Consider the following 23,187-nt stretch of genomic DNA (forward strand, 5'->3'; position numbering starts at 1 on the left):
ACACAGCCAAATGGGCAACCAAGGTACCTATCACCCGCTCCGCTCGTCCGTGCCGAAGCGGACAGACTCCTCTGGGAAACTCATCCTCCGTCCTCTGTATTCAGCAGCTGACTCCTGGCATCTTCTGGTGAGGTGGTCCGATCCGTACTGAATATATGGCCCGAGTCAGTCAGCAGAGAGGGTCACGATAGGCCGCAGAATAGTGAGAAATTTCTAAGAGGTTAGGTTTTGAATAGGTTCCCCTGCGGTATGCGATTTCGGCGGTCAACCAGTGTGGGACCGGAGCGGACTCAATCGGAGCGGTGCAATCGTGAGACTCCTGTCGTGGAACGTGCAAAGGTCTGTCCCGCCAGCGGGGAACAAAGACCGAATCAGAAGGCAGGTGTCGTTCATCGAGACTCAACGCGACGCTCGATACCACTACAGCAAACGCTTCGGCATCGCGTCGACCGATAGGTTGTTGAACAAGCGATAGCGACGACAGCGACACGAGACACGACGGTGAGGCTACTGTACATTGTGGTGAGTCTGCTGTTACAGAACGGGTGACGGTATCCTCACCACGAATACGTGGCGACGCCCCGCCGAGGCAGGCATCGCCTCTGGCGGTGGCCGGACAAGGAGTTCAGCAATATGATCTGCCGAGCAGCGTGGACGGCCCTCGCGGTGCGTCGGGCCGTCCCCGTAAATCGTCCCCAGACGATCGGTGCCACTGGTAGTCACCGACCGAGCAGCGTCTGCCTGAGTGGAAGCGCTGTCGCGTCGGCGGCTAAACGCCGCCAACAGCGACAGTTCGTGTCTTCGATCAACGCTCCTCGAGGGCTATCGACGACTGAGCACAACAGACCCAGTGACTCAGCCAGGCTAACTGGCGATGCTTTGTGAGGTGCTGATAATTGTTTGGTTCATCGTGGCCAACGAACGAAACCCATATTATAGGCGTGTGACACGGACGGATGTCAGCGCTATCCGAGATTAACGTTGATGGCTTTGGTCTGTGTAAATTCGTCGATAGCTTCAGCAGCGTTCTCCCGGCCGGTGCCGGACTGTTTGTAGCCGCCGAAGGGCTGGCCCGCCGACACGTCGTTGTAGTGGTTCACCCAGACGACGCCGGCTTCGAGACGCCGGGCTGTTTGGAGGGCCTTAGTCACGTCACCGGAGATGACGCCAGCGGCGAGGCCGTAGTCGACGTCGTTGGCCAGTTCGACCACGTCGTCCTCGTCACTCCAGGAGAACGTCTCCATGACGGGACCGAAGATTTCTTTCTGCACCGAGGGATGGTCGTGGTCGATATCGTCGATAACGGTCGGTTCGTAGAACGCACCGCCGGCGAGCGACTCGTCGTCGGGTGCGCTGCCGCCGGTTCGGATGGTTGCACCGCTCTCGCGGGCGGCCTCCACGAACTCGTTCGTTCGCTGGACCTGTTCGTCGGAGACTTTCGGTCCCATGTCCGTCTCTTCGAGGAGTGGGTCACCGACGGTCATGCCGGACGCGGCATTGGTGAACGTCTCGAGGAACTGCTCTTCAATATCCTCGTGAACGAACAATCGGGAGCCTGCGGCACAGCACTCGCCTTTATTGAAGAAGATGGCCATCATCGCCGCCTCGACTGCCTCTTCGAGGTCGGCGTCAGGGTAGACGATGACGGGACTCTTTCCGCCGAGTTCGAGCGTCGTCTTCTTGATGTCCTCCGCGGAGTTGCGGATAATTTCTTTGCCGACTTCCGTCGAACCGGTAAAGGAAATCTTGGGCACGTCCTCGTGGGTCGAGAGAGGGGCGCCGGCGTCCTCACCGTAGCCGGTGACGACGTTGATGACGCCGTCTGGAACGGTGTTGTCGACGAGTTCCATCAGTTTGAGAGTGGACAGCGGCGTCTCTTCAGAGGGTTTGAGAACCACCGTGTTGCCGGCGGCGAGAGCGGGACCGCACTTCCAGATGGCGATGAGCAGCGGGAAGTTCCACGGTACGATTGCGCCGACGACGCCGTAGGGTTCCTTGACAGTGAAGACCTGTTTCTCCCGGTCGAAGAGGTCGTTCGTCTGACGAGTTTCCCCGTTGACGTTGCGGGCGGCGGCAGCGTAGTATGTGAGGTGGTCGATGACCAGTCCCATGTCGCCCATCGCTTCGGTGATCGTCTTGCCAGTATCCAGTACTTCGAGCGTGGCGAGAGTCTTCCGGTTCTCTTCGACGGCGTGGGCCATCTCTGAGAGGACGCGCTGACGCTCTCCCGGTGAGGCGTCCTTCCACCCCCCGTCGAAGGCCTGCTGTGCAGCCTTGACTGCGTCGTCGATGTCGGCAGCGTTGCCCGCGGGCACTTCACCGAGTACCGCATCTGTCGTCGGATCCCGGGTCTCGATTGTCTTGTGGCTATTGCCAGCGACGAACTCGCCACCGATGTAGTGGGAGAGGTTGTCCGGTATCGCATCTGCAGCGGCGTCCCGATGGCGTTGTTTGATTGCACTATCCGTCTCTGTGGAATCATCACTGGCTGTACTCATACTGGGCCAGTAACAATATTTGTCACGCGATAGTAAATAATTAGTTGATATTATATTATACTTCATTACTATACAGCACAATATATGAGAGTGTAATATTACGATACTGGTCAGTGAATTGTATAATCACGCTATCTGGGGTGACGAGTGGTACGTTGGTCGATATAGCATATCCGAATCCCGCCAATGAAGGACCGCTGGCTGCGGGAAACAAGGACTGAATATGTCTTATATTTCCAACATTTGCGGCCATAGCATAGTTGGAGAACACTTATTGCGATTGCGAACCCAAACTGGAACGAACAGAACACAATGATCAACGGGAACGATTTCGAGTTCGATCTCTCACCCCGCGATGTGGCTATTCTCAAGGCTAGAGTGAAATATCCCGAGAAACCTGCCAGTAAACTTCGTGATATCTTGGAAGAAGAGTTTGATATCTCACTCTCTCACAATCGCGTGAACGAGATCCTAAACGAGATGCGCGACGAGGATGTGTTCTCGATGCGTGCAATCCCAAATCAGAACATCTTCGAATACTATATCTTTCAGGTTGCCTTTCATTATTCGAATTTTGATGAGAACTGGGAGCGTTGCTACAAACGATTGCTCGACGACCCGCACGTGATGTTCTTTGCCAGCGCGGACGACTACCACGAGTGGCAGTTCATCGCGCAATTCGCATCACCAGAGCAGAGTGAGGCGTGGCGTCACGACTTCGTCAGGGAGTACGGCGACTTCATCGCACAGATAGACAAAACGGCATTCCCGACGGTCCATAAGTTCGAGACGGCAGCAGCTGTCTTCAACGACCTGCTGCGAGATATGGGCGGTGAGGAGTATCTTGGGGACGGAGAGCAGGAGACTGGCGAGCATGAGGAGACTGACCGCGTCTCGGTAAATCAGTAAACTATCCCACCGGCTCTGTTGAAACCCTCAGGGAGTTACATATTCGTCCTGTAATTCCACGAGATGAAGGTCCTCCCGAAGTCGCAGATTCTCCGGTTTACTGAGAAGGCAATCCATCTGGCACGGCGAGCGGTCTCTCGATACTCCTCGAAATTCTCCAACCATCGCTACACACTTCCCCAGCACGTTGTTTTACTGTGTCTCAAAGTCCGGAAGAACACGACCTACCGTGGCCTGCTTGACGAATTAATCGAGATGCCACGCATTCGTCACGCTCTCGGGCTATCCGAACTTCCTACGCCATCAACGCTTTGTAAGGCGTTCAGTCGGCTTGATATGGCAGTGTGGCGTGTTATATTGACTCTCTCAGCCACGCTACTTCCGACGAGCGGCATTGTTGGAGTTGATGCATCAGGATTTGACCGCAGTCACGCCTCGAAACACTACACGAAACGCGCTGAACTCACGATTCAGCAGCTCAAAGTGACACTGCTGGCCGATGCGAAGGTGAACGCAATCCTTGATCTCCACGTGACAACGACACGAAAACACGATAGCCAGATTGCACCGTCGTTGATCAAACGCAATCCCGATGATATTGATATTCTGCTTGGTGACAAAGGGTACGACGACCAGAAGATCAGACGACTTGCCCGTTACCACGAGGTTCGACCACTGATCAAGCATCGTGAGTCCACATCGCTCCACAAGGCATGGAACGCGCGCTTAGACGCCAATCTCTACGGTCAGCGGAGTCAATCTGAGACTGTGAACTCCACGCTCAAGCGGAAGTACGGTGCGTTCGTCCGATCACGACGCTGGTGGAAACAGTTCCGTGAACTCACTATCGCCTGTCTCGTTCATAATGTAGACCGGTCACTCTGAGTGGTCAAGACAGGTCAGCCCATGAATGATACTAATATGCCGATAACTGCACAAAGTGCCCCTAATCCCTGAAAGAACATCTTCCCACTATCGGACATAGAATCTTCATCAACCGCCCCGAAGAACCAAAATCGAATGGTTGCTTCGGGCCAAATTGCGCCGGTGATACCAACTATAAACAGCAAGAACCCTGCGATTGCACTCATGTTGTTGTCTGCCCTCAAACTAATAATAAGCCTTGTGACGGCTAATTTGCAGGCTTCAGCGAGCGACTGTTTCGTGTATGAATATATCTGAATAATAGGATTTCAACAGAGCCATCCCACCCTATTCGCTTGTGCTTCTGCCGGGGTCGGAAGGCAGGCGCTGGTCAAGCGTGGCACCTCCGCCTTGATTTAGGTGAACGCTTATTTCGGTTGCTTACGCAGTGTGCGTAGAGACACCAGTGAACAAGGTGTGTCAGTAGGGTTAGGATGACATCTCATTCAGAGATCGACACACTGCGAATCAAGGCCCGGCACGCGGAGCTTGCTGAATCGCTACTCCCGTCGGGACCACTCAAACACTTCGTCGATGGCGAGTGGATTACTGGACGTGGCGACGACACGTTTCAGTCCATAGATCCGACGACGGGTGAGTCGCTGGTGGGCGTCTACGAGGGGACCAAAGAGGAAGTCAACAGAGCGGTCGATGCCGCCTGGGAAGCATACGAGCAACGCTGGTCAGAGACCACGCCGGCGGAGAGACAGCAGTTGCTCCTGACAATGGCCGACCGGCTCGAAGCACGCGCCGAGGACTTCGCGCTTATCGAGGTACTCGACAACGGGAAACCAATTACTGAGGCTCGCGAGGACATCGAACTCGCCGTCGACCACTTCCGATACTTCGCCGGTGCCGCTCGAAATATCGAAGGAAAAACCGTCCCACACAAGGAGTTACACATCCAGACCCGACGAGAACCCTACGGCGTCGTCGGACAGGTCGTCCCCTGGAACTTCCCGCTGTTGCTTGCCACCTGGAAACTCGCGCCGGCACTCGCCGCCGGCAACACGGTCGTCCTCAAACCAGCCGAGCAGACACCGATTTCACTGCTTACGTACATGCGCGAGATTGCGGACGTGTTACCAGACGGCGTCGTCAATGTCGTCACCGGATTCGGTCCCGAGACAGGTGCGCCGCTGGTCTCTCATGAGCGCGTTCCAAAGGTGGCTTTCACCGGCTCGACGGAAGTGGGACAGGGCGTGATGAAAGCCGCCGCGAACACGATTAGTGACATCACGCTCGAACTCGGCGGGAAGAGTCCACTCATCGTTGCGCCGGACGCAGACCCGGCAGAGGCAGCGGACATCGCTGTTGACGCGATGTTTTTCAACGGCGGCGAGTGCTGTAGTGCCGGGACACGACTGTTCATCCACGAGAGCATCGCAGACGAGTTCGTCGACGCGTTTCTCGACGCCGTTGGCAAACTCCAAATGGGCGACCCGCTTGAGGAATCCACCGACATCGGCCCACAGGTCAGCCGTGCAGAAGTCGAAAAGACGCTGCACTACATCGGCCTCGCCAGGGACTCAGACGCAAGCATCCTCCGGGGCGGTGGCACTGTTGAGGAGGGAATCCTCGCTGAGGGCTGTTTCGTCGAACCGACTGTCATCGCGGACGTCGGCGCCGACAGCACCGTCGCGACACAGGAGATTTTCGGACCCGTCGAGATCATGCTTGAGTGGGACGGTTACGACGAGATGGTCGCACGCGCGAACAACGTGGACTACGGCCTTGCTGCCGGTGTGGTGACCGACGACCTCTCCTTCGCCCACCGCATCGCCGAGGACATTATGGCCGGCAACATTTGGGTCAACACGTTCAACCGTCTGCCGGCAGGCCAGCCCTTCGGCGGCTACAAGCAATCCGGAATCGGTCGAGAAGGAGCGATGGAGACGCTTCGGGAGTATACCCAGACGAAATCCATAACGATGAACCTGGGCGATGGTCAGTAGCCGCTGAGGTTGAACTCGCCCATCTGCGTGTAGGTCGTAATCCCTGAAGCGTGTGGCACTTCGTCAGTGGGAGCTTCCATCAGGAGCCAGAAGAAGACTTCCTCGCCCTGAATCGGTTCGTCATCGACATACTGTGCGGGGTGGTAGAAGTTGAGTTCCGGCATCGGCTTCTGCGGATTAGCTCGGATCACCTCGCCTATTTCGTCGTCTTTTGGCCTGACAACAACGACTTCTTTCAGGTTGTCTAGCGGGATGTCGATGGTTTCCGGACCATCAGGGTTCGTAAACCGGAGTAGATGCTCTTCGCTCACATCGTTACTGCCGAAATAGAACTCGGTTTCGGGGGTCTGCCACTCGTTGCCGTCGAATATCTTCGTCTCGACACCATCTGTGGTCCCCGGCGTCGGCTTCGTCAGCCAGTTTTCCAAATAGTACTGTGCGGGGCCGTCGTTCTCGCGCTCGCGGTACTCGTAGAACTCGTTGACGTAGCCGGGACCGTGCCGTTGGAACACCGGCATAAACACGCCGTCCTCGTAGAACTGGTAGTTGATGTAGTAGTTGTACGGTGCGAAACGATGTCCAGAGTGGAAATCACGCGCGTTCTGGACTGCACCCGTGTGGTAGTGCGTACGGATGTTGAACCCCGCCGGACGGCTCTGTGTCGATGGGTATTCGGTCTTGCCGAGGATTCCGGGACCTCCGAGACTGAGACTGTGAATATCCCAGTAGAGGAGCTCGCCGCTGATGACCGGCTCGTTGTCGGGGAACATCCACTCGCGGGTGTTCCGGCCGTTTCGTTTGGGCATGTCGTAGCAGGTGGACGTGCTGTAGGGGGCAGTCAGCGAGAAGACCGGCTTCCCGTTGAAGTCTGCGCTGACTTCGGCCCCGACCGTCCGGGGACCGCTCCAGGTTATCGACCAGCCGTCCTGTTCGAATTCGTTCGGTGGCTCTTCGATGCGGTGGTAGCCATTGGGAGCCGTAATCTGTGGCCGTTGCATCACCGGCGGTTCCGGAACCTCGCCCAGCACAGACTCGCCTACGGTCCCGGTGTTCTGGGCTATCCTGTAGGCCGGGTGTTCGGCAAAGTCGTTGACGATGTGTACGTCGAGCAACTCGGCTTCCTCACCAGTCACGTCCATGAAGCCGCTGACAACCTTCAGTTCACCCCCGTCCATCACGAAGTACGCGAGGTTGGAGGCTTCACCGTGGGCGTAATCGCCGTAGCTGGTGATGATTTCTGCGGCCTTGACCATCGGGTACCACTCCTTGCCCTCGAGGTGTTGCCAGATCTCTTCTTTGTCCAGCATCTTCTCATGGCGTGCCCGCTGGGTGTCGTTCCAGTTGCCTCGCGTCCAAGTCACGTCGATCGGTTCGTTGATTTTCAAACCGACGAGTTCGTCGGTCACTCGGTCGACCAGTCCGTAGGCGACCTGTCGGTTCTTTGCTGTGACCTCGAACGGCGTGTCGTCTGGACTGCCATCGACGGCCATCCCGGTGGTCCCTTGGATGCTAACCGCGTCGAGGCGGTTCGTCAGCGGGTCGTATGCTTCGAAGGAGGCGACCCAGTCGCTGGCGACGTCGTTGACACGCGGGTCGGAGACCAGTGCCTCGACGGCCTGGCGCTTCCGGTAGGCCCACAGGTCCTCGAACCCGAAGTCGCTCACGTCGCGGGGTCCGATGCGTCGCGCGGACGTGATTCGTTCGTCCGGTTCGGGCGGCTCGAGCGGTTCCGCTGGTTCGTCTGGAGTCTGGCTTGGTGCAGCTTTGGGTTCTGACGTCGGCGTACCGTCATCGCTGCCACCCATACTACAGCCAGCCAGTGATGCACCCGCTGTGATGCTCAGAGCAGCGATGAACTTCCGCCTGCTCGTTTCGCTGATTTTGTCACGGATGTCTTCGTATGACATGACGTAACACATTATGATATCAGACATCACTTATATATTGGGGAGATACTAAAATTCGCTATCTAGACTTTCTCTTCACCGTTCCTTGTTCCGCCTGCGGAGATATTGCCGAAAAATCCCACTATCTGCTATCAAAACCGTGACCAAGACGCGATTGCGGGATATTCGAGTTCTTTTCGATTTCGCTGAGGGAGTGAAAGCTACAGAATAACTGCGAAAACGTCTCGAATTTGTCTAGCACTGTTGCATATACTAATACGAGATTCTGTTGCAATCTCATTGTATAATTCACTCACCCAAACATATATTGAGCTGGTCTCGCTTGTGCATACTGTTGATAATGACTAGTTCATACAGCAGGCGGACACTCCTGCGCACTGCGGGGGTCGCAGTTGCCGGTGCCGTTGGCGGATGTGGCGGCGATTCCACGGCCCAAGATATGGACGAATCGAGTGACGACACGCCGTCTCCGGAAGCGACACCCGCTAACACGTCTGTGGAGACCGAAGGGCCACCATCTGTCGACGAATTCCTCTCGGAGACGGACAACTACGACAGCATCGTCGACAAGACTGGTTCTGACTCCGTCACGGTCGACGTTGGTATTGAGGCCAACGGCGCGTATTTCGGCTTTAGTCCGGCAGCGATTCGCGTCGACAGCGGGACGGTGGTCACCTGGGAGTGGACGGGCCAAGGAAGTACTCACAACGTCGTCGCACAGCACGGTACCGATTTCGCGAGTGAGCAAAAGTCACAGGAGGGCGCGACGTATACACAGACCTTCGACGAAGCCAAGACGGTGCTGTACGTCTGTGTCCCGCATGAGGGCGTCGGTATGAAAGGCGCTATTGTCGTCGAATAAGCGGACAAATCTGCTTTCTGCGCACCGGCTGTGTCTCCCTGCCAGTGTCTGTTGCGCTCGACTATCTGTGGCAACAGCCGGAATATATTCGATGGTGTGTTTATATCCGGCTAAACAACAGTGTTCTGTTAGAGTAGAGTTGCTTCCTGCCAAAACGGGGTGATCATAGAACGGATGGTGAACAGGCCTATTCTCCCTCCTTCAGTATCGTCAATTATGGAACACGATAGCAACAACAGAACCAGCCGGAACCGACACGGCAGGCGACGGGTGCTTGTCTCGCTCGGGACGGCGGTCACGATGGGACTCGTCGGGTGTTCCGGCGACGACCAAGCAGGCGACGACGGGGAGAGCAACGGCGGGACGGACAACAACGCTGATGGAGCAAGTGGGAACGGGAACGGAAATGGCGGGTCGGACAGTAGCGGCGGAAGTGATGGGAGCGACGGGAGCAGTGTCCGGGTCTGTCAAGACATCGGATCGGACTACCGGCGGTTTGAGCCCGGCGAGCGCCCGTTCGCGTATACCTGTGACTACCCAGATGTGTTCGGCGACCAGTCGGAAGCGACGCCGGGGTTCGACGAGAACGCTCAGGGATTGTTCATAGTCACGCTCGGACCAGACAGCCAGGACGGGGTTTTCCTCCAACTCAACCTCCAGCAATTCGGGCGCGGAACGACACAGGACCAAGCAACCTTTTCCGAGACTTGGGAAGAGCTGACCCAGACCGAGTTCAACGGGGAGGCGGTCACCGCGTCTCTATTCACAGAGACTGCCCGAAGCAAAACGTTCTGGGGGACCTATCTCCCCTATGAGGTTGACGGCCGGACGCTGTACTTCGAAACCAAATTTACCCTTCAGGTGAGCCCCGAGGACGAGGAAGTGTCAGACGAGTGTCTGGAATTCATGGAGGAGACGGCAATACACATGACCGAGTCGCTAGAGCTCAATCCGGACGCGACCGGTTTGAAGGCTGACCCCTTTGTCGTCACGGCGACGCCCACGGAAGACGGGTGACGGTCCACAGGGACGGCAGGTTTGATGAACCCGACCATGCAGTGACGGAACGATTGCTCCAGAGGACGCTGTCCCACGGATGGCTGAACCGGTCTCTTGGGGGGGGCGATATAAAGAATACGGTTTCGACGATGCCGGGACCGCCCTCCCGTTCGCCGGTGAGAGTCAGGCAAAGTTGGCCGTCGACCTTCCCACCAGCAACTGAGATTGTACCGACTTCCTCGGGAAACGAGACGGTTGTCCAGCCATCGGGTTTCCGGACCCGCAATTCGGTCATCAGTTCTTCTTCTCTCGGCGAAAAGCATCAGCGCTCTGGCTGGCATACGAGCCATTTTGTGTCTCCCTCATGGCTGGAGGAGATTATGAGTACGACAGCACCCTCCTTCGAGGAGTATGACTTTGACCGCGGTGACCACGTCCGAGTCGACTGGACCGACGGAGACGACCCACTCGATGCAGTCGTCGGAACCGTTACAGAAATTTCGCGTTCCGGCGGCAACGTGATCGTCGCTGTCGAGGCTGCCGACGACCAGTATCCCGAGCGCTCGATCTACGGTGGGACCCATGATTGCGCTCCCGAGTGGGTCGAGCCAATAGAGCAATCCTAGCCCAACGACGCGGACTCGCCCGTATTTTGTGAGCCTCCGCCGGGTGAGGGGGTCCCCGAACATGAGTCCCGAACAGCGGTCCGTCGACGAACAGGTAATACCCGGTGGCAATCGGCAGGCAATATCACCGGCACACTTTTTCAACCGCCAGTATAAGTGGTACATATAAGTCTCACAACAGATGATTTTCGGGAGTTTACCCGTTCCGATCCGACTGGTGATGAGAATCTCGGACTTGGGGACGCTCTTGCTGCAGTCGCCGTTGATGTCGATGTTGACGCTGTTGCCACGGTCCGGGATGCTCGCGAGCAGATATGACGTATCTTTATGAGACAAACATTCTCATGTCGCTGATGCCCTCCAGCCGCCCGAGCTGATAGACTCCATCTTGTGATAAATGCTGGAAGGTGGATTTGGATTCCGGGACATTTGCGGCCAGAGTAGCTCCCTGATATGCGAGCACGGCGCAACCTCCATTGGCCCGTGGCATCGGCGACTTTCTCACCCGCATTGATATCGTAAAAAGACACCCCTTGTAGGGAGCGGTATCGAGGTCTGTATAGCGTTCATAGCAATCCAATTTAGTATTGCCCGGAACAGCCGGGTATGCGAGATGCAACATACCCGCAACTGTGGGCCGCTGTCCGGGCCGCGCGGAAAGCTGGCCGGACGCTTGAGTCCGTCAAACCGGCCGCCGATCAGTTTCAAGTGAAACACAACGGCGATATAGTCACTGAGGCAGACCGTACGGTCGAAGAGACCATACTAGCGGAGCTGAGTGGGCAGTTTCCCGTCCATACTGTCGTTTCCGAAGAGAGTGCGCCGGAGTTCACGACAAAACCGCGCTGGATCATCGACCCGATTGATGGCACGACGAACTTCCTCAATGGCATCCCCCACTATTCCATCTCTATTGCCTTCGAGGGCGCAGGCGAACCAGATGTTGGAATTGTCTATCATGTCCCCTCAGAGACGATGTACACTGCCATCGAGGGGGGCGGTGCATACGCCAACGGCCAGCCGCTGTCACTGTCGGCAACGACTGAATTGTCCGAGGCGCTTATCGTGACAGGGTTTGACACAGCGTCGATGCAGGCACAGGAATACGACCACTTCCGCACCATCCTCAATGTGACACAGGGCGTCAGGCGGTTCGGCTCGGCGGCTGGCGAACTAGCGATGGTCGCCGCCGGGCAGTTCGATGCGTTCTTCGAGCGGCAACTCTCCGTCTGGGACACTGCGGCAGGTGTCAAAATCGTTGAGGAGGCCGGCGGCGAGGTGACCCGAATCAAAGCTCTTGACGGAAAGAACAGCGAGATGGTGCTGGCCTCAAACGAGGCCATCCATCAGGATCTCGTCGCGCTGGTGTCGGCCGGGACTGTCCCCAAGATGGACGGCCAGTAGGAGCAAAGGGGGCGAAAATTAGTAGCTGTCACGGCCACGTTCGTTTAAATACCCCGGTTTGTAGATATATAGCGACGTATAGCATAATATTATAAGATCTTTTTTATATACTTGTAATTCTCTCAGCTGATGACACGGAACAGCACCACATCGCAGGGTGAGGCCCAACAGACGCGGCGACGGTTCATCACCGCTGCAGGTGCGGCGGGGGCGACGGCATTCGCGGGGTGTATCGGCGATTCAAGCGGTGGGTCGGGGACCCAGACGATCACACTCGCTGTGTCCAGCGGTGACGGGGAGCTGATCAAGCGATTGCTGAAGAACCACGTCGAATCGGAAGTCGGCGTGACGACGGAGACAACGATTCTCCCGAACGCGAACCTCTTTGAAAAACTCTCGACGATGTTTCAAAGCGAGAAGGCGACTTACGACATCGTCGCCATGGACGATCCGTGGATGCCACAGTTCGCGCGGCATCTCGCGCCGGTCCGGGACCACGTCGACTCGCTGCCGACCGACCAGATCATTCAGCAGACCCTCGACATCGGGACCTGGCCGACGCCCGGTGAGGCAGTCCCGCCGAACGCACAGGACGCTGAACCGGAACTGAAAGCGCTGTGTGCGGTGGGGAATTCACACATCTTCGTCGTTAACGAGCGGTTGTACTCGGAGGTCGGCGAGGATCTGCCCGAGACGTGGGAAGATGTCTACCGCGCTGGACAAAAAATCTCTGAGCAGGTCGATGGTGCGGAAGGGTACGCCATGCGTGGCAAGAGCGGGAACCCCATCATGTCCTCGTATTTCAGCGTTGGCATGAGCATGGCTGGGAATATGTTTGACGAGAACTGGGGCTACGACTGGGCCGACGACAGCGGTATCGAGGCAGCCGCGTTCTTCCTCAACGATCTCGGTTCTATCAGCCCAGACGGGGTCGCCTCCTTTGATAACAGCCAGGTGCTCTCGGGACTGGCTGACGGAAGTATCGCTGCGGCCCCACAGTGGCCCTCCGGGACCTCGCTCCTGTTGAACGAGGACAAGGCGACTGAGTACGAGAACATCACGTTCCTGCCGATCCCAGAGGGTACAAAGCGGGCGGCCCCTGTCCAGGGGAACTGGTTGCTTGGCATCAATAGTTACGCCGATGCGGAGACGAAAAGCGCCGCCGGCGACGTGCTCCAGTCGTTCGTCTCGAAGCAGGCCCAAGAGCAGTACGTCGACCTCGGTGGCGTGCCGTTCCGACACGACACGTTTGAGGAAAAGATGGACGCCCAGCCGTGGTTCGAGGCCCTGTACGGTAGTCTCCAGAACGCGAAACCGCGGCCCCGGACGCCGCTGTGGAGCGAGATCGAGACCGCACAGGGGCAGCCGCTGAACGCCGCGCTCGTCGATAATATGTCCGTCGAAGAGGCAATGACCGAGGCCGAGTCACAGATCGAATCGATTCTCGATGAGAACGGCTACTGAACCGGACCGGGACAGTCGATAGCCATGTCACACTACTCCGAGACGGTCGGCGGCGGCCGCTACGAGCGTGTCCTGCTGTGGGTCGAGGATCACCTCCGGTGGATCTTGACGCTTCCAGCGCTTGCCGTTCTCGCGGCGTTTTTCATCTATCCGGTCGGTCGTGCGCTGGTGCTGTCACTGTACCAGTTCGACACGGGCGGGCGGCAGTTCGTTGCGCTCGAAAACTACGTAGCGATACTAACGGCGGGCGCATTCTGGCAGTCGCTGTGGATCACGGCGAAGTTCATGTTCTTCGCCGTCTCGCTTGAGGTCGGCCTTGGCATCGCCATCGCCTTCGTCCTCAACAGCAAGGTGCGGTTCCGGGGGCTGATCCAGACTATCGGCCTCGTTCCGCTCGTCATCTCGCCGACGGTCGTCGCGCTGCTGTGGCAGTTGCTGTACCAGAACGGCGGCGTCCTCGATTCGCTGGTCGCCCCGCTGACGAGCGGTCCGGTCCCGTGGCTCAGCGACCCCTCCATTGCGCTATACGCGCTCGTCCTCCCCGATGTCTGGCAGATGACACCGCTGGTGACGCTTATCGTCCTCGCTGGCCTGCAGTCGGTCCCTGACCACGTCCAGGAAGCGGCAATGATGGACGGTGCCGGGCGGATGCGGCGACTTGTCGACGTGACGCTGCCGTACATCAAGGAACTCGTCGTCCTGGTACTCATCCTCCGGGTCATCGGGACGATGCGTGTGTTTGCGAAGGTGTTCGTCCTCACCCGAGGTGGCCCGGCAAAATCAACGGAGGTCATCAGCATGGCCATGTACCGGGAGGCGTTCAGCTATGGGAACTACGGCCGGGCGTCGACGATGGCGCTGCTCCTGTTGCTCATCGCCCTGGCGATCACCTACGCCTTTGCGACGGTGTCGGAGGTGGAGTTCTGAGATGGCGACCGACACGAAACCGAAACGGGGCGTCGGCAGGGCGCTGCTTGCTGGCGTCGAGCGCATCCACGAAACGCTCGACAGCTACGGGCTCGTCCCGACCGTGACGAACGGCATCGCCCTGCTGTTCGTCATCTGGACGCTGTTTCCGGTGTACTGGATGGTGTCCGGATCGCTCCGGACCCGAAGTGACCTGCTCGCAACGCCGCCGAAGCTGGTCTCGACGGCGCTCACGGTCGGGAACTACCCCGAGCTGTTCGCCCAGCGTCCGGCGTTCTACGAGTTCCTGTTCAACAGCGTTGTCGTGACGGTCGGCTCGACCGCCCTCGCAGTGTTGCTCGGGACCGCAGCGACCTACGGGTTCGTGAACTACGAGTTCCCGTACGACCTTGGTCGATTCCACCTGCCCTTCCTCGTGTTGACGACGCGCTTTCTGCCGCCCATCGTGACGGTGATTCCGCTGTACGTCATCTTCGATACCGCGAACCTGCTCAACACGCGGCTGGGCCTCGTGCTCGCCTACGCCGCGTTCAACATCCCCTTCGTCGTCTGGATGCTGAAGGGCTTTTTCGCCGAGCTCCCGGACAGCATCGTCGAAGCCGCCGTTCTCGACGGGCACACGGAACTCGGCGCGTTCTTCAAGATCGTGTTGCCGATGGTGCGCCCGGGGCTGATCGCGGCGACCATCTTCACCGTCATCAACGCCTGGAACGAGTTGCTGTTTGCGGTCATTCTTACGAGCAACACCGAGGCACAGACCCTCCCCGTCGCACTTGCGACGTTCAAGACGGCCTACGCGATTCAGTGGGAGCTGCTGACCGTGGCGGGGACGATTGCGATGGCCCCCGTTTTGCTGTTCGCGTTCCTCGTCCGGGAGAAACTGCTCCGTGGGTTCACGATGGGGGCGGTCCGATGACGACGACACGGCACCGTGTACAGACAATAACTAGCGACAGGCGGAGCGAACACTAATGGTACGCGTACGCTACGACGACGTGACGAAACGGTACGGAAACGAGATTGGTGCAAAAAACATCGATATCACCGTCGAGGACGGCGAGTTCGCTGTGTTGCTCGGCCCGAGCGGCTGTGGGAAGACGACGACGCTGCGCTGTCTCGCGGGGCTTACCGACCCCACAGAGGGCGAAATCCGCATTGACGGGACAGACATCACTGACAGGCATCCGAAAAACCGCGACATCGCGATGGTGTTCCAAGAACTCGCCCTGTACCCGCACATGGGCGTCGCGGCGAACATCGGCTATCCGCTCAAAGTGGAGGGCATTGACAGGGCGACGCGGCGGGAGCGCGTCGAAGACGTCGCAGAGACGCTGGACATCGGCGAACTGCTTGACCGCGAGACAGACGAACTCAGCGGCGGTCAACGCCAGCGGGTCGCAATCGGCCGGGCGATCATCCGTCGTCCGAGCGTGTTCCTGATGGACGAACCGCTGGCGAGCCTCGACGCGAAGCTGAAAGTCGAGATGCGAAACGAAATCAAAAAGCTTCAGCGAGAGCTGGGCATTACGACCCTGTACGTCACCCACGATCAAGAGGAGGCGATGACGCTTGGCGACAAGCTCATCGTGATGAACGATGGGACCGTCCAACAGGTCGGGACGCCGGCCGAGGTGTACCACGACCCCGCGAACCAGTTTGTCGCCGGCTTCATCGGCAGCCCGAGCATGAATTTCCTGCGGGTCCGCCGTGAGGCGGCCGGCTCACAGCGAGTCGTGGCTGCCAACGACGCTACGTTTTCTTTCAGCGTCGAAAGACTACCCACCGCTGTTGACGACACCGACCCATTTGTCCTCGGCGTCCGGCCCCAGTACTTCTCGGTTCACCAGTCACCAATCGACGGCGCAGCCAAAGCCGAGGTCACAGTAACGGAACCGATGGGCGACGAGCAACTGCTCACGGTCCAGTTCGACGGCGACGACAGGGAGATTGCAGTTCGAGCGCCGTTTGACGTGAGCGTTACACGGGGTGACACCATCTGGCTGGGCGTTTCCGGCGAACGTGCCTACGTGTTCGACGTCGAAACGGGAGCGCGGATTCGACAGACCGAGCTATCTACAGATACCGCCGTTCCCACCGGTAGCCAGCCGTAAGATGTGGCGGCGTACCATCGGTAGAACTCGGCATACTGCGGACAGTATTACACAGGCGAATAAAAGGTTTCAGACAATGAAATGGTAAATAACACGCAGAACAGGCGTCACACGACGGACGAACAGGTCTCGGACAGAAACTACCCGGCGAGCCGGCGCGCAGTGCTACAGCCGGCCGGCCTCGCGGTCGGTGGTACGGCACTCGGAGGGACAGTGATGACGCACACAACAACGGCAGAGAGTTCGTTCGAGACGAAGACGTGGCAGACGGACGCCGTCCCCGAAACACCGGTTCGGGAACTAAGCTTCCCCGGGACCCATCACGCTGCGATGGTGACCGATGAGCCGGACTCGCCAGAGTACTACGACTGCCAGACCAGAGATGTCTACACGCAACTCTCGGACGGAATCCGGTTTCTGGACGTTCGCGTCGAGTCACAGGGCGACGGCGACGGAACCGTATTCTACGGCCATCACGCCGATGAAACCGGCCAGTCCCTCGATGAGACGGTGTTCCCAAAGATTGCCCAGTACCTCTCAGCGGTCGACAACGCCGGGGCCTCGGAACTGATCTTACTCAAGCTCTCGCATTTCTATGATTCCGGTGCGTTCAGCGACGATGCGTTCGAGGCAGACGACTGGGAAGCGCTGTCGACGCTCCTGACCGACACGTTCGGGGCGTACGCATTCGACTTGGGTGCGGTGGGCGGCACTGATGCCCTCCTTGATGCAACACTCTCCGAGTTCGATGGACCGAAGATAGCGATCTTTTATCGGACGCTCACAGAGCACGACGACCCAGTCTCACTGCCTGATTTCACCGCGCCGTGGGCCGGCTGGGTAGCGAGTTCCTATCCAGACACAGCTACACCAGGGGATGTGCTGGCAAACGGTGTCAGGAACGACCACACTGAAACGGACCGGCTGGGCGAGACACAGTGGATCATCCGCGCACCAACAGATCTCTACAGCGGCGCACAGCAGACGAACGCGATGTTACCCCTGTACGAGCAAGTCGTCAGCGTCGCTCCGGAACTGAATCCGAACCTTATCCGTGTCGACTACTACGAAACGTCCGATATCGTCCCGCTCTGCCGCCGACTGAGTGTCGCCGGGCTGGATGGGACAAGTGATACGCCCCCGATTTCAGAAGGTGTCTACTCGGTCCACTCGGTAGAGACGGGAAACGTCATCGAAATCACGGATGGGGATACCAGCGACGGCGCGAGCGTGGTTGAGGCCGACTGGACTGAGAGTGACCACCAGCGGTTCAGCATCCAACCGACTGGCGACGGCACGTACCGACTCGACGCAGTACACAGCGGCAAGGTACTCGATGTAGAAAACGAAGGAACAGACGACGCGGTCGACATCATCCAGTGGCCCTGGACCGGGAATGCGAACCAGCGGTGGTACGCTGTATCAGTCGGAGACGACCGCTACGCGTTCATCAACAAACACAGCGGTCGCGTGCTTGACGGCGAACAACCCGGCGCGAACGTCCACCAGTGGCACTGGGAAGGGGACCCAAATCAACAGTGGACCCTCCATAGTCGGTGAGCGTCGCTATCCCAGTCTCTACACAGGCTCCTCATCGGCAGTTGTATACACCTCCCCAGTCGGGGCCCTTTCATTGCCCTGTCACACCTGTTGTGACCAGTGGAATCGCTGTAGTCGCTCCGTTCGTGTTACGACCGCTCACTACACTCCTGTACGAATGGGGTCGCTCCCGGTTGCTGCAGCTAGCAAACAGTGGCGTCGACGGCGGCAGGGCACGTACCACCGCGTCCAGTAGCGTCGGTTCAGTGTCGGTTCTGGTCCTATCCGATGTGTGTCACAGGGTTAGGGCGATGATTCCACCACAACGGGTGTGACGCCACCTGTGGCGGCTTTGTGGTCACTGTTTTCCAACAGATCGAGGCCGATGTAGCGTTTTTCGAGTAACCCTTCGGCAGTCTTCATATCCATCGCGAGAATCTCGGTTTGGGTCTGGTCCCGTCCGACCTGCCGAGTTTTCTCGACGACGTCGTCGCCGCCGATGTCGACCAGTGTCTCCCAGACGCGCTTGATCGTCTGGCGATGTGGTTCCTTCCCGAGTTCCGCGGTGAGGGCTGTCTGCAGGTCGGTTTTCGTCATGAACACGCCGCTGCCGTCGGTTCGTGTCGTGGCAAATTCCGGCCAGCGCTTGGCGATGCTGATCGCCCGGTAGGTGTTCTGGCGGTTCGAGCGCTCGACGAACATGGTCTTGACCTTCGATTGGCGGCAATTCGCGAAGAAATCCAGCGGCGAGCTGCTGGGTTCGATACCTTCGGGGAGTTGCTCGGCGTCTTCCTGCTGGTCGGCGTCGGCTTCGAGTTGCTGGGCTTTGGCGATAGCACTCTTGGCAACCTCGCGGGTGGTCTCCTGCTGGGCTTCGAGGTCGTCAAGGCGCTGGTCGTTCGTGGCGGCGTCACCGACCGCCGTGGTGGCAACCTCGTGGGTCCGTTCGAGGTCGGCCTCTAGTTCGGTGACGCGTTCGTGGAGGTCATCGATAGTCGCGACCAGCGTCTCAAGAACACTCGAAACGAGGGGTGACACGTCGCCGTCGAGGTCGTTGACGAGCGACTGGAGTTGCTCAAAGTTCGTATTCTCTTGTCCGATATCCATGTCGAGGTGGTCGGCGAGGGCTTGGTCGGTGGCTGTGTCGTCGTTGGGGTTTGTTTGTCGTGGCATTGTGACCACAGGACCCGTGCTCGGAATCGAACCGAGCAGTGCTGACCACAGCACGGGCTACCGGTGACGTAGCTGGCGCTCTCTAGGCGAGCGGTTGGCTCGTGGCAACCCCGCTCCGTCTAGTGGATTTGTGTCGTGGCACCGCGCCGCCGACTAGCAGTGCGTGTGTGCTGCCGTCGCCCGGACCGGCGTGGCACTGGGTTCACCGGTCGCGCTCCGCTGGTGGCAGTGGTACAGTCGTGGCTGGGACCGGAGTGGGTGCTATGGTGGGTCACGTTTCGACCACTGCTCGGCGCTCGATGGCGACACCGTGGGCGTGGTCCCCGTGATGGTACTGGTCGTAGTAGTTCTCGATGGTGGAGAACTCGGTCGTCCACTCGGTGTAGTGTTCGAGATCGCCGACGTGGTAGTGGAGTCGCCACTGGGTTGTCTCTGATGGCGCTGTCTCGGTGGCAGGTTCCGGTGATGGATCAACGCGGGCCATCAGTCATCCCCTCCTTCGAAGCAGTTAGGACGGCTGCTGTCGCGTTCAACCAGTGCGCAGTCTGTGGTCGGGACCGTGAACGACATCAACTCGTCAGTCCGACCGATAGCCTGCGCCAGCTGCCGGCGTGTGGGTGTGTTGCGCTTGGACGCTCGCAGTCGCTGGAGCGGTTCTGTTGCGAGGTCGGCCAGCAACACGCCGGTGATGTGTTCGTCGGTGGCGCGTGAGACCAGCAACAACGGCTCACTATCGGTGGTCGTGATCGCGATGATCTCGCCGACGGTCGGAGGAGCAGTCATCGGGCCACCTCCCGGTGTCGGGAGCGGCCTGTCAGCGGGTCCACACTGGGTGTCGAATGAATAAACTGCGGAACGATATCACAGGCGTTTTGTTTACCAATCACATACTGGTAGGTTGGGTTCTGGTCTCTGCTCCATCTCCCTATGGATCCCACCCAAGTCATTGGTTTGCCCGAGGCCGGAACCTGTCGTCGTGGATGACGACTTCCAATGGTGCGTTGCACGCCACCCCCCACCGGCTGCCCACCATTCCTTCCATCGCCTACACGGCGAAACCGGTCGTTTTGGCTAGTTTTGGGCGAGGCTGTACCTGCAGTGTGTCCAGCGACGAGCATGCCAGCCATGTGACCGCGCTGCTGTGACCGGCCGCCATAAGACCTATCTATGATGTTCTGTCTACACTTATGCGGGTGCTGTTCCCGACTCTGGAACCCTTGCCGCCGCGTCCGTGCAACGCACAATCTTGGAATCAGCACCTTGGGGGGTTTTTGATACCAGCAGATGAGTGGCTTCAGCTGCGCTCCCTGTAGCTGGCCACCAGTGGTCTGCTGACCGACACTGTGAACTCGTGCGTTCTCAGGACGCTTCTGAGTCAGTGTGACTGCCGTCACTGTCGGGCACCCCCATCAGCGACGGGTCGGGCCAGCTCACACAGGCCTGCGAGTGTTTCCGCGTGGTGCTGGAGTTCGTGTCTGCCAGCGTCAGTCAGCGTATACACGTTGGTGCGGGCGTCGAGGTCGTCTCGGTTGATGAGGTCCTGCTCAACGAGCTGGTCGAGATTCTGGTAGAGGCGGCTGTGGTTGATCGGGTCGGCGTAGCGCTCGTCGAGATAGGCCTTGAGCGCGAGGCCGTAGGGATCATCGTCGACGGCGGCGATGGCTTCCAAGAGGTCGCGCTGGAAGCCCATCAGGTCGTGGTAGGTCGTCATCAGTCGCCTCCGGTGATATGCATCTGGACGGGACTGGGACGTGACTTGGTAAAAGTCTGGGGCGCGCGTGACCGGAAGTGGACTTTTGCCGTCCGATTTTCGTCTCTGGCCCGCTGTGGCGTGTTCGTGGGCCGCCCTCCGACAATAGCTGACAAGCAGCAGACGGAAACAGCGCTGAAAAGTCGATGCTGTCGAACAGGTACCGACGACTAACCAACAACGGTCCGATATCCCGCGAGATGTTGGTTAGCTCTACTCGGAGATGAACTGGATGATTGGGGTCCTTTGCCTGACGCGACTTATCGCTGCTCCCAGTCAACTTCAGCTTCGAATGAGCTGGCAATCTTGAATAGGGTCCTCTCGTCAAGATGGCTGCCAACGAGCATCATCCCAACAGGCAGTCCATCCGGCTTCGCGCATGGAACGGTTAGTGCCGGATGGTTCGTCAGATCAAACATACCCGTATTCGCCAAGTTACCGAGCGTTCGGCTAACCCGCTCAACCCGACTCAGACTGTCATCCCGCTCATACGGAAGCATTGGAGTTGTCGGAAGAACTAGTGCGTCGTGTTCTTCCAGATGGACATTATATTTCCGTTCGGCGTCGAGTGCAAGGTTCTTTGCTTTCGCGTATAGTTCAATACTGTACTCATCCTGTAGATGAGCGTCAGCAAGGAGTGACGTCTTGACCGTTGGCGGGAACTCATGGGCACGCGCCTCACGGAACTTACTGAACGCTTCAAGTAGATCATCCCAGTACCAACCCTTGTAGTTCGTCCCAACGCCTTCGTCTTTCAGGAGACTGATCCCACCCTGAGTTGCTGCAACGGTCCAAATCGGAACAGTGAGTCGGTGTGTCTCAACTGACACTGGCTCTGTTTCCACACCGAGTCCCTCAAGAACCTCAATAGCATCCCGGACAGCGGTATCAACTTCTTCATCTGAACTTTCCCAACCAAACCCTTCCTCAAGGACACCAATGGAAATGTCCTCAAGGTCTTCATCGAGTGCCCCGGTGTAATCGTCTGCCTCAACACCACGGGGTTGGCGAGGGTCCATTTTGAGCCCATCGTGGAGATCTTCACCAGCAATCGCCTCAAGAATCGCTGCAGCATCCTCGACAGTCTTGGCCTGTGGTCCAGTGTGGTCGTACCCACGATCAATCGGGAAGATACCAGTGTACGGCACAAGACCTGTGGTCGGTTTAAGCCCGACAAGTCCAGACCAAGCGCTTGGGACCCGAATAGAGCCTCCCTGATCGCCACCAAGAGCAGCATCACAGTCACCTGCAGCCGGTGCGGCCCCACTGCCACTGGATGACCCTCCTGTGAGGTACCCCTCAGCGTGTGGGGTTTCAACGGTGCCAAAGTCGCTAGTATCACTCGACCCGGACCACGCGAAGCTCTCCATATTGAGCTTTCCTGTGAGAGTGGCTCCAGCGTCCAGTAGTCGAGTCGCCACAGTAGCATCGATCTGTGGAACATACCCTTCAAGGACTGAGGAACCACACGTCATTTCGTAGCCAGCGAGCGCGATATTGTCCTTGAGTCCTATTTCCATACCCGAAAGTGGGCCGTCTTCGGCTCCTTCAACGGTGAATTTCGTGATCCACGCATTGTATGGGTCTTCGTCAGCATCTGGTCGATACCCCGGTGACCGGTCAGTGTACTTGATATCGTGAACGCCAAACCGCGGATTGTCGGCTTCAGCAACGCGCTCAGCCGCTTCAAGTGTCGAGTTAACTAACTGTTGGTAGTCCTCAACCTCCTGGTCGTTTAGACTCAACCCCGCAGCAGCAGCAAGTTCTACAAGCCGTTCTTGCGAGGGCTGGTGGATGGTTTGGTCGTCACTACTTGGCATACACTTCTCCTGATTCAATTGCGACGATGGAAATTGTATCTGACACTATTACCACAGCTGTTCCTCAGAGCACATGATTAAATATTTTCCCTCGATGGCATTATTTTCGAGTTATCGGGCAATTTTGATTATATTCGACTACATATATTGATTATACACGCCCAGAAGAAAACCTATGTTTCTCACGAGTCGTGGCGTAATTCATATTTCAACGACCGGCTTATCTCCATGTGTGGTCATCTAACTAACATATAATGGGTTATTGCTCTGTGTGAGATAACCACAGTCCAGCAGACCGTTCACCCTCTTAACCACATCC

At 58.0% G+C, this 23,187-nt stretch carries 20 protein-coding genes and 1 pseudogene; 13 read left to right on the top strand and 8 right to left on the bottom strand.

The genetic code is table 11. The features are described from left to right. Positions 1-388: 388 nt before the first annotated feature. Positions 389-719, top strand: a pseudogene (locus RR_RS21640) (ISH3 family transposase); the annotation flags it as partial. A gap of 246 nt (positions 720-965) precedes the next feature. On the opposite strand, the gene RR_RS20150 reads toward RR_RS21640, so the two are convergent. Further along, positions 966-2,498: an aldehyde dehydrogenase family protein gene (locus RR_RS20150; RefSeq protein WP_049939208.1), complete on the bottom strand. Its 1,533-nt coding sequence runs from the start codon at positions 2,496-2,498 to the stop codon at positions 966-968. A gap of 357 nt (positions 2,499-2,855) precedes the next feature. Between RR_RS20150 and RR_RS20155 the strand changes: the two genes are divergently transcribed. Together RR_RS20155 and RR_RS20160 are read left to right on the top strand one after the other, a co-directional pair. Further along, a complete protein-coding gene (locus tag RR_RS20155; RefSeq protein WP_229380462.1) occupies positions 2,856-3,407 on the top strand; it encodes a helix-turn-helix domain-containing protein in 552 nt (183 codons plus the stop codon). Positions 3,408-3,470: 63 nt separating this feature from the next. Continuing rightward, positions 3,471-4,292, top strand: a complete 822-nt coding sequence (locus tag RR_RS20160; protein WP_011225029.1) for an IS5-like element ISHma13 family transposase — start codon at positions 3,471-3,473, stop codon at positions 4,290-4,292. A gap of 14 nt (positions 4,293-4,306) precedes the next feature. Here the strand turns inward: RR_RS20160 and RR_RS20165 are convergent, their stop codons facing one another. Continuing rightward, the gene (locus RR_RS20165) at positions 4,307-4,498 is read right to left on the bottom strand and encodes a hypothetical protein (protein WP_049939209.1); all 192 of its coding nucleotides are present in this window, start codon (positions 4,496-4,498) and stop codon (positions 4,307-4,309) included. Positions 4,499-4,765: 267 nt separating this feature from the next. Here RR_RS20165 and RR_RS20170 point away from each other — a divergent pair, with 267 nt between their 5' ends. Beyond that, on the top strand, positions 4,766-6,286 hold the full coding sequence (locus RR_RS20170; RefSeq protein WP_011225028.1) for an aldehyde dehydrogenase family protein: 1,521 nt from the start codon (positions 4,766-4,768) through the stop codon (positions 6,284-6,286). Here the strand turns inward: RR_RS20170 and RR_RS20175 are convergent. Continuing rightward, entirely contained in the window at positions 6,280-8,193 is a 1,914-nt protein-coding gene (locus RR_RS20175; RefSeq protein ID WP_232508583.1) for a hypothetical protein, read from the bottom strand. The two genes, RR_RS20170 and RR_RS20175, sit on opposite strands and share 7 nt — an antisense overlap. A 439-nt stretch (positions 8,194-8,632) precedes the next feature. On the opposite strand from RR_RS20175, the gene RR_RS20180 reads away from it, so the two are divergent. The 9 genes from RR_RS20180 to RR_RS20220 all read left to right on the top strand — a co-directional run bounded on the left by RR_RS20180 (position 8,633) and on the right by RR_RS20220 (position 18,146). Continuing rightward, on the top strand, positions 8,633-9,055 hold the full coding sequence (locus RR_RS20180) for a halocyanin domain-containing protein (protein WP_004966829.1): 423 nt from the start codon (positions 8,633-8,635) through the stop codon (positions 9,053-9,055). 216 nt (positions 9,056-9,271) lie between these two features. Next, complete coding sequence (locus RR_RS20185) at positions 9,272-10,072, top strand: hypothetical protein (protein ID WP_117614934.1); 801 nt, start codon at positions 9,272-9,274, stop codon at positions 10,070-10,072. Positions 10,073-10,434: 362 nt separating this feature from the next. Further along, positions 10,435-10,680, top strand: coding sequence for a hypothetical protein (locus RR_RS20190; RefSeq protein ID WP_011225023.1), 246 nt, complete (start codon positions 10,435-10,437; stop codon positions 10,678-10,680). Positions 10,681-11,286: 606 nt separating this feature from the next. After that, positions 11,287-12,084 carry an inositol monophosphatase family protein gene (locus tag RR_RS20195; RefSeq protein WP_011225022.1) on the top strand — a complete coding sequence of 266 codons (798 nt, stop codon included), beginning with the start codon at positions 11,287-11,289 and terminating at the stop codon, positions 12,082-12,084. A 129-nt stretch (positions 12,085-12,213) separates the two neighbouring features. After that, positions 12,214-13,548, top strand: a complete 1,335-nt coding sequence (locus tag RR_RS20200; RefSeq protein ID WP_011225021.1) for an extracellular solute-binding protein — start codon at positions 12,214-12,216, stop codon at positions 13,546-13,548. Positions 13,549-13,572: 24 nt separating this feature from the next. After that, on the top strand, positions 13,573-14,475 hold the full coding sequence (locus RR_RS20205) for a carbohydrate ABC transporter permease (protein ID WP_011225020.1): 903 nt from the start codon (positions 13,573-13,575) through the stop codon (positions 14,473-14,475). Position 14,476: 1 nt separating this feature from the next. Next, positions 14,477-15,391, top strand: a complete 915-nt coding sequence (locus RR_RS20210; RefSeq protein WP_011225019.1) for a carbohydrate ABC transporter permease — start codon at positions 14,477-14,479, stop codon at positions 15,389-15,391. A gap of 55 nt (positions 15,392-15,446) precedes the next feature. Then, positions 15,447-16,586, top strand: coding sequence for an ABC transporter ATP-binding protein (locus RR_RS20215; RefSeq protein WP_011225018.1), 1,140 nt, complete (start codon positions 15,447-15,449; stop codon positions 16,584-16,586). Positions 16,587-16,802: 216 nt separating this feature from the next. Continuing rightward, a complete protein-coding gene (locus RR_RS20220; RefSeq protein ID WP_232508584.1) occupies positions 16,803-18,146 on the top strand; it encodes an RICIN domain-containing protein in 1,344 nt (447 codons plus the stop codon). Positions 18,147-18,428: 282 nt separating this feature from the next. On the opposite strand, the gene RR_RS20225 is transcribed toward RR_RS20220, so the two are convergent. The 5 genes from RR_RS20225 to RR_RS20245 all read right to left on the bottom strand — a co-directional run bounded on the left by RR_RS20225 (position 18,429) and on the right by RR_RS20245 (position 22,868). After that, a complete protein-coding gene (locus RR_RS20225; RefSeq protein WP_011225016.1) occupies positions 18,429-19,298 on the bottom strand; it encodes a hypothetical protein in 870 nt (289 codons plus the stop codon). Positions 19,299-19,569: 271 nt separating this feature from the next. Continuing rightward, the gene (locus RR_RS20230; protein ID WP_011225015.1) at positions 19,570-19,782 is read right to left on the bottom strand and encodes a hypothetical protein; all 213 of its coding nucleotides are present in this window, start codon (positions 19,780-19,782) and stop codon (positions 19,570-19,572) included. Next, positions 19,782-20,081 (bottom strand): hypothetical protein, encoded by a 300-nt coding sequence (locus tag RR_RS20235; RefSeq protein ID WP_011225014.1) that lies wholly within the window; start codon positions 20,079-20,081, stop codon positions 19,782-19,784. Before RR_RS20235 ends, RR_RS20230 begins: the two co-directional genes overlap by 1 nt. Before the next feature lie 607 nt (positions 20,082-20,688). Beyond that, on the bottom strand, positions 20,689-21,009 hold the full coding sequence (locus RR_RS20240; RefSeq protein WP_011225013.1) for a PadR family transcriptional regulator: 321 nt from the start codon (positions 21,007-21,009) through the stop codon (positions 20,689-20,691). A 299-nt stretch (positions 21,010-21,308) separates the two neighbouring features. After that, the gene (locus RR_RS20245) at positions 21,309-22,868 is read right to left on the bottom strand and encodes an amidase (RefSeq protein ID WP_011225012.1); all 1,560 of its coding nucleotides are present in this window, start codon (positions 22,866-22,868) and stop codon (positions 21,309-21,311) included. Between the last annotated feature and the right edge of the window lie 319 nt (positions 22,869-23,187).

The sequence above is a fragment of the Haloarcula marismortui ATCC 43049 genome (assembly GCF_000011085.1).
Lineage (GTDB): Archaea > Halobacteriota > Halobacteria > Halobacteriales > Haloarculaceae > Haloarcula > Haloarcula marismortui.

Excerpts from the sequence above, each read along its gene's own strand:
- RR_RS20225 (WP_011225016.1), bottom strand. The coding sequence starts at position 19,298 with ATGCCACGACAAACAAACCCCAACGACGACACAGCCACCGACCAAGCC.
- RR_RS20195 (WP_011225022.1), top strand. The coding sequence starts at position 11,287 with ATGCGAGATGCAACATACCCGCAACTGTGGGCCGCTGTCCGGGCCGCG.
- RR_RS20235 (WP_011225014.1), bottom strand. The coding sequence starts at position 20,081 with ATGACTGCTCCTCCGACCGTCGGCGAGATCATCGCGATCACGACCACC.
- RR_RS20185 (WP_117614934.1), top strand. The coding sequence starts at position 9,272 with ATGGAACACGATAGCAACAACAGAACCAGCCGGAACCGACACGGCAGG.
- RR_RS20215 (WP_011225018.1), top strand. The coding sequence starts at position 15,447 with ATGGTACGCGTACGCTACGACGACGTGACGAAACGGTACGGAAACGAG.
- RR_RS20150 (WP_049939208.1), bottom strand. The coding sequence starts at position 2,498 with ATGAGTACAGCCAGTGATGATTCCACAGAGACGGATAGTGCAATCAAA.
- RR_RS20190 (WP_011225023.1), top strand. The coding sequence starts at position 10,435 with ATGAGTACGACAGCACCCTCCTTCGAGGAGTATGACTTTGACCGCGGT.
- RR_RS20200 (WP_011225021.1), top strand. The coding sequence starts at position 12,214 with ATGACACGGAACAGCACCACATCGCAGGGTGAGGCCCAACAGACGCGG.
- RR_RS20210 (WP_011225019.1), top strand. The coding sequence starts at position 14,477 with ATGGCGACCGACACGAAACCGAAACGGGGCGTCGGCAGGGCGCTGCTT.
- RR_RS20245 (WP_011225012.1), bottom strand. The coding sequence starts at position 22,868 with ATGCCAAGTAGTGACGACCAAACCATCCACCAGCCCTCGCAAGAACGG.
- RR_RS20175 (WP_232508583.1), bottom strand. The coding sequence starts at position 8,193 with ATGTCATACGAAGACATCCGTGACAAAATCAGCGAAACGAGCAGGCGG.
- RR_RS20230 (WP_011225015.1), bottom strand. The coding sequence starts at position 19,782 with ATGGCCCGCGTTGATCCATCACCGGAACCTGCCACCGAGACAGCGCCA.
- RR_RS20220 (WP_232508584.1), top strand. The coding sequence starts at position 16,803 with ATGACGCACACAACAACGGCAGAGAGTTCGTTCGAGACGAAGACGTGG.
- RR_RS20160 (WP_011225029.1), top strand. The coding sequence starts at position 3,471 with ATGAAGGTCCTCCCGAAGTCGCAGATTCTCCGGTTTACTGAGAAGGCA.
- RR_RS20205 (WP_011225020.1), top strand. The coding sequence starts at position 13,573 with ATGTCACACTACTCCGAGACGGTCGGCGGCGGCCGCTACGAGCGTGTC.
- RR_RS20180 (WP_004966829.1), top strand. The coding sequence starts at position 8,633 with ATGGACGAATCGAGTGACGACACGCCGTCTCCGGAAGCGACACCCGCT.
- RR_RS20165 (WP_049939209.1), bottom strand. The coding sequence starts at position 4,498 with ATGAGTGCAATCGCAGGGTTCTTGCTGTTTATAGTTGGTATCACCGGC.
- RR_RS20240 (WP_011225013.1), bottom strand. The coding sequence starts at position 21,009 with ATGACGACCTACCACGACCTGATGGGCTTCCAGCGCGACCTCTTGGAA.
- RR_RS20170 (WP_011225028.1), top strand. The coding sequence starts at position 4,766 with ATGACATCTCATTCAGAGATCGACACACTGCGAATCAAGGCCCGGCAC.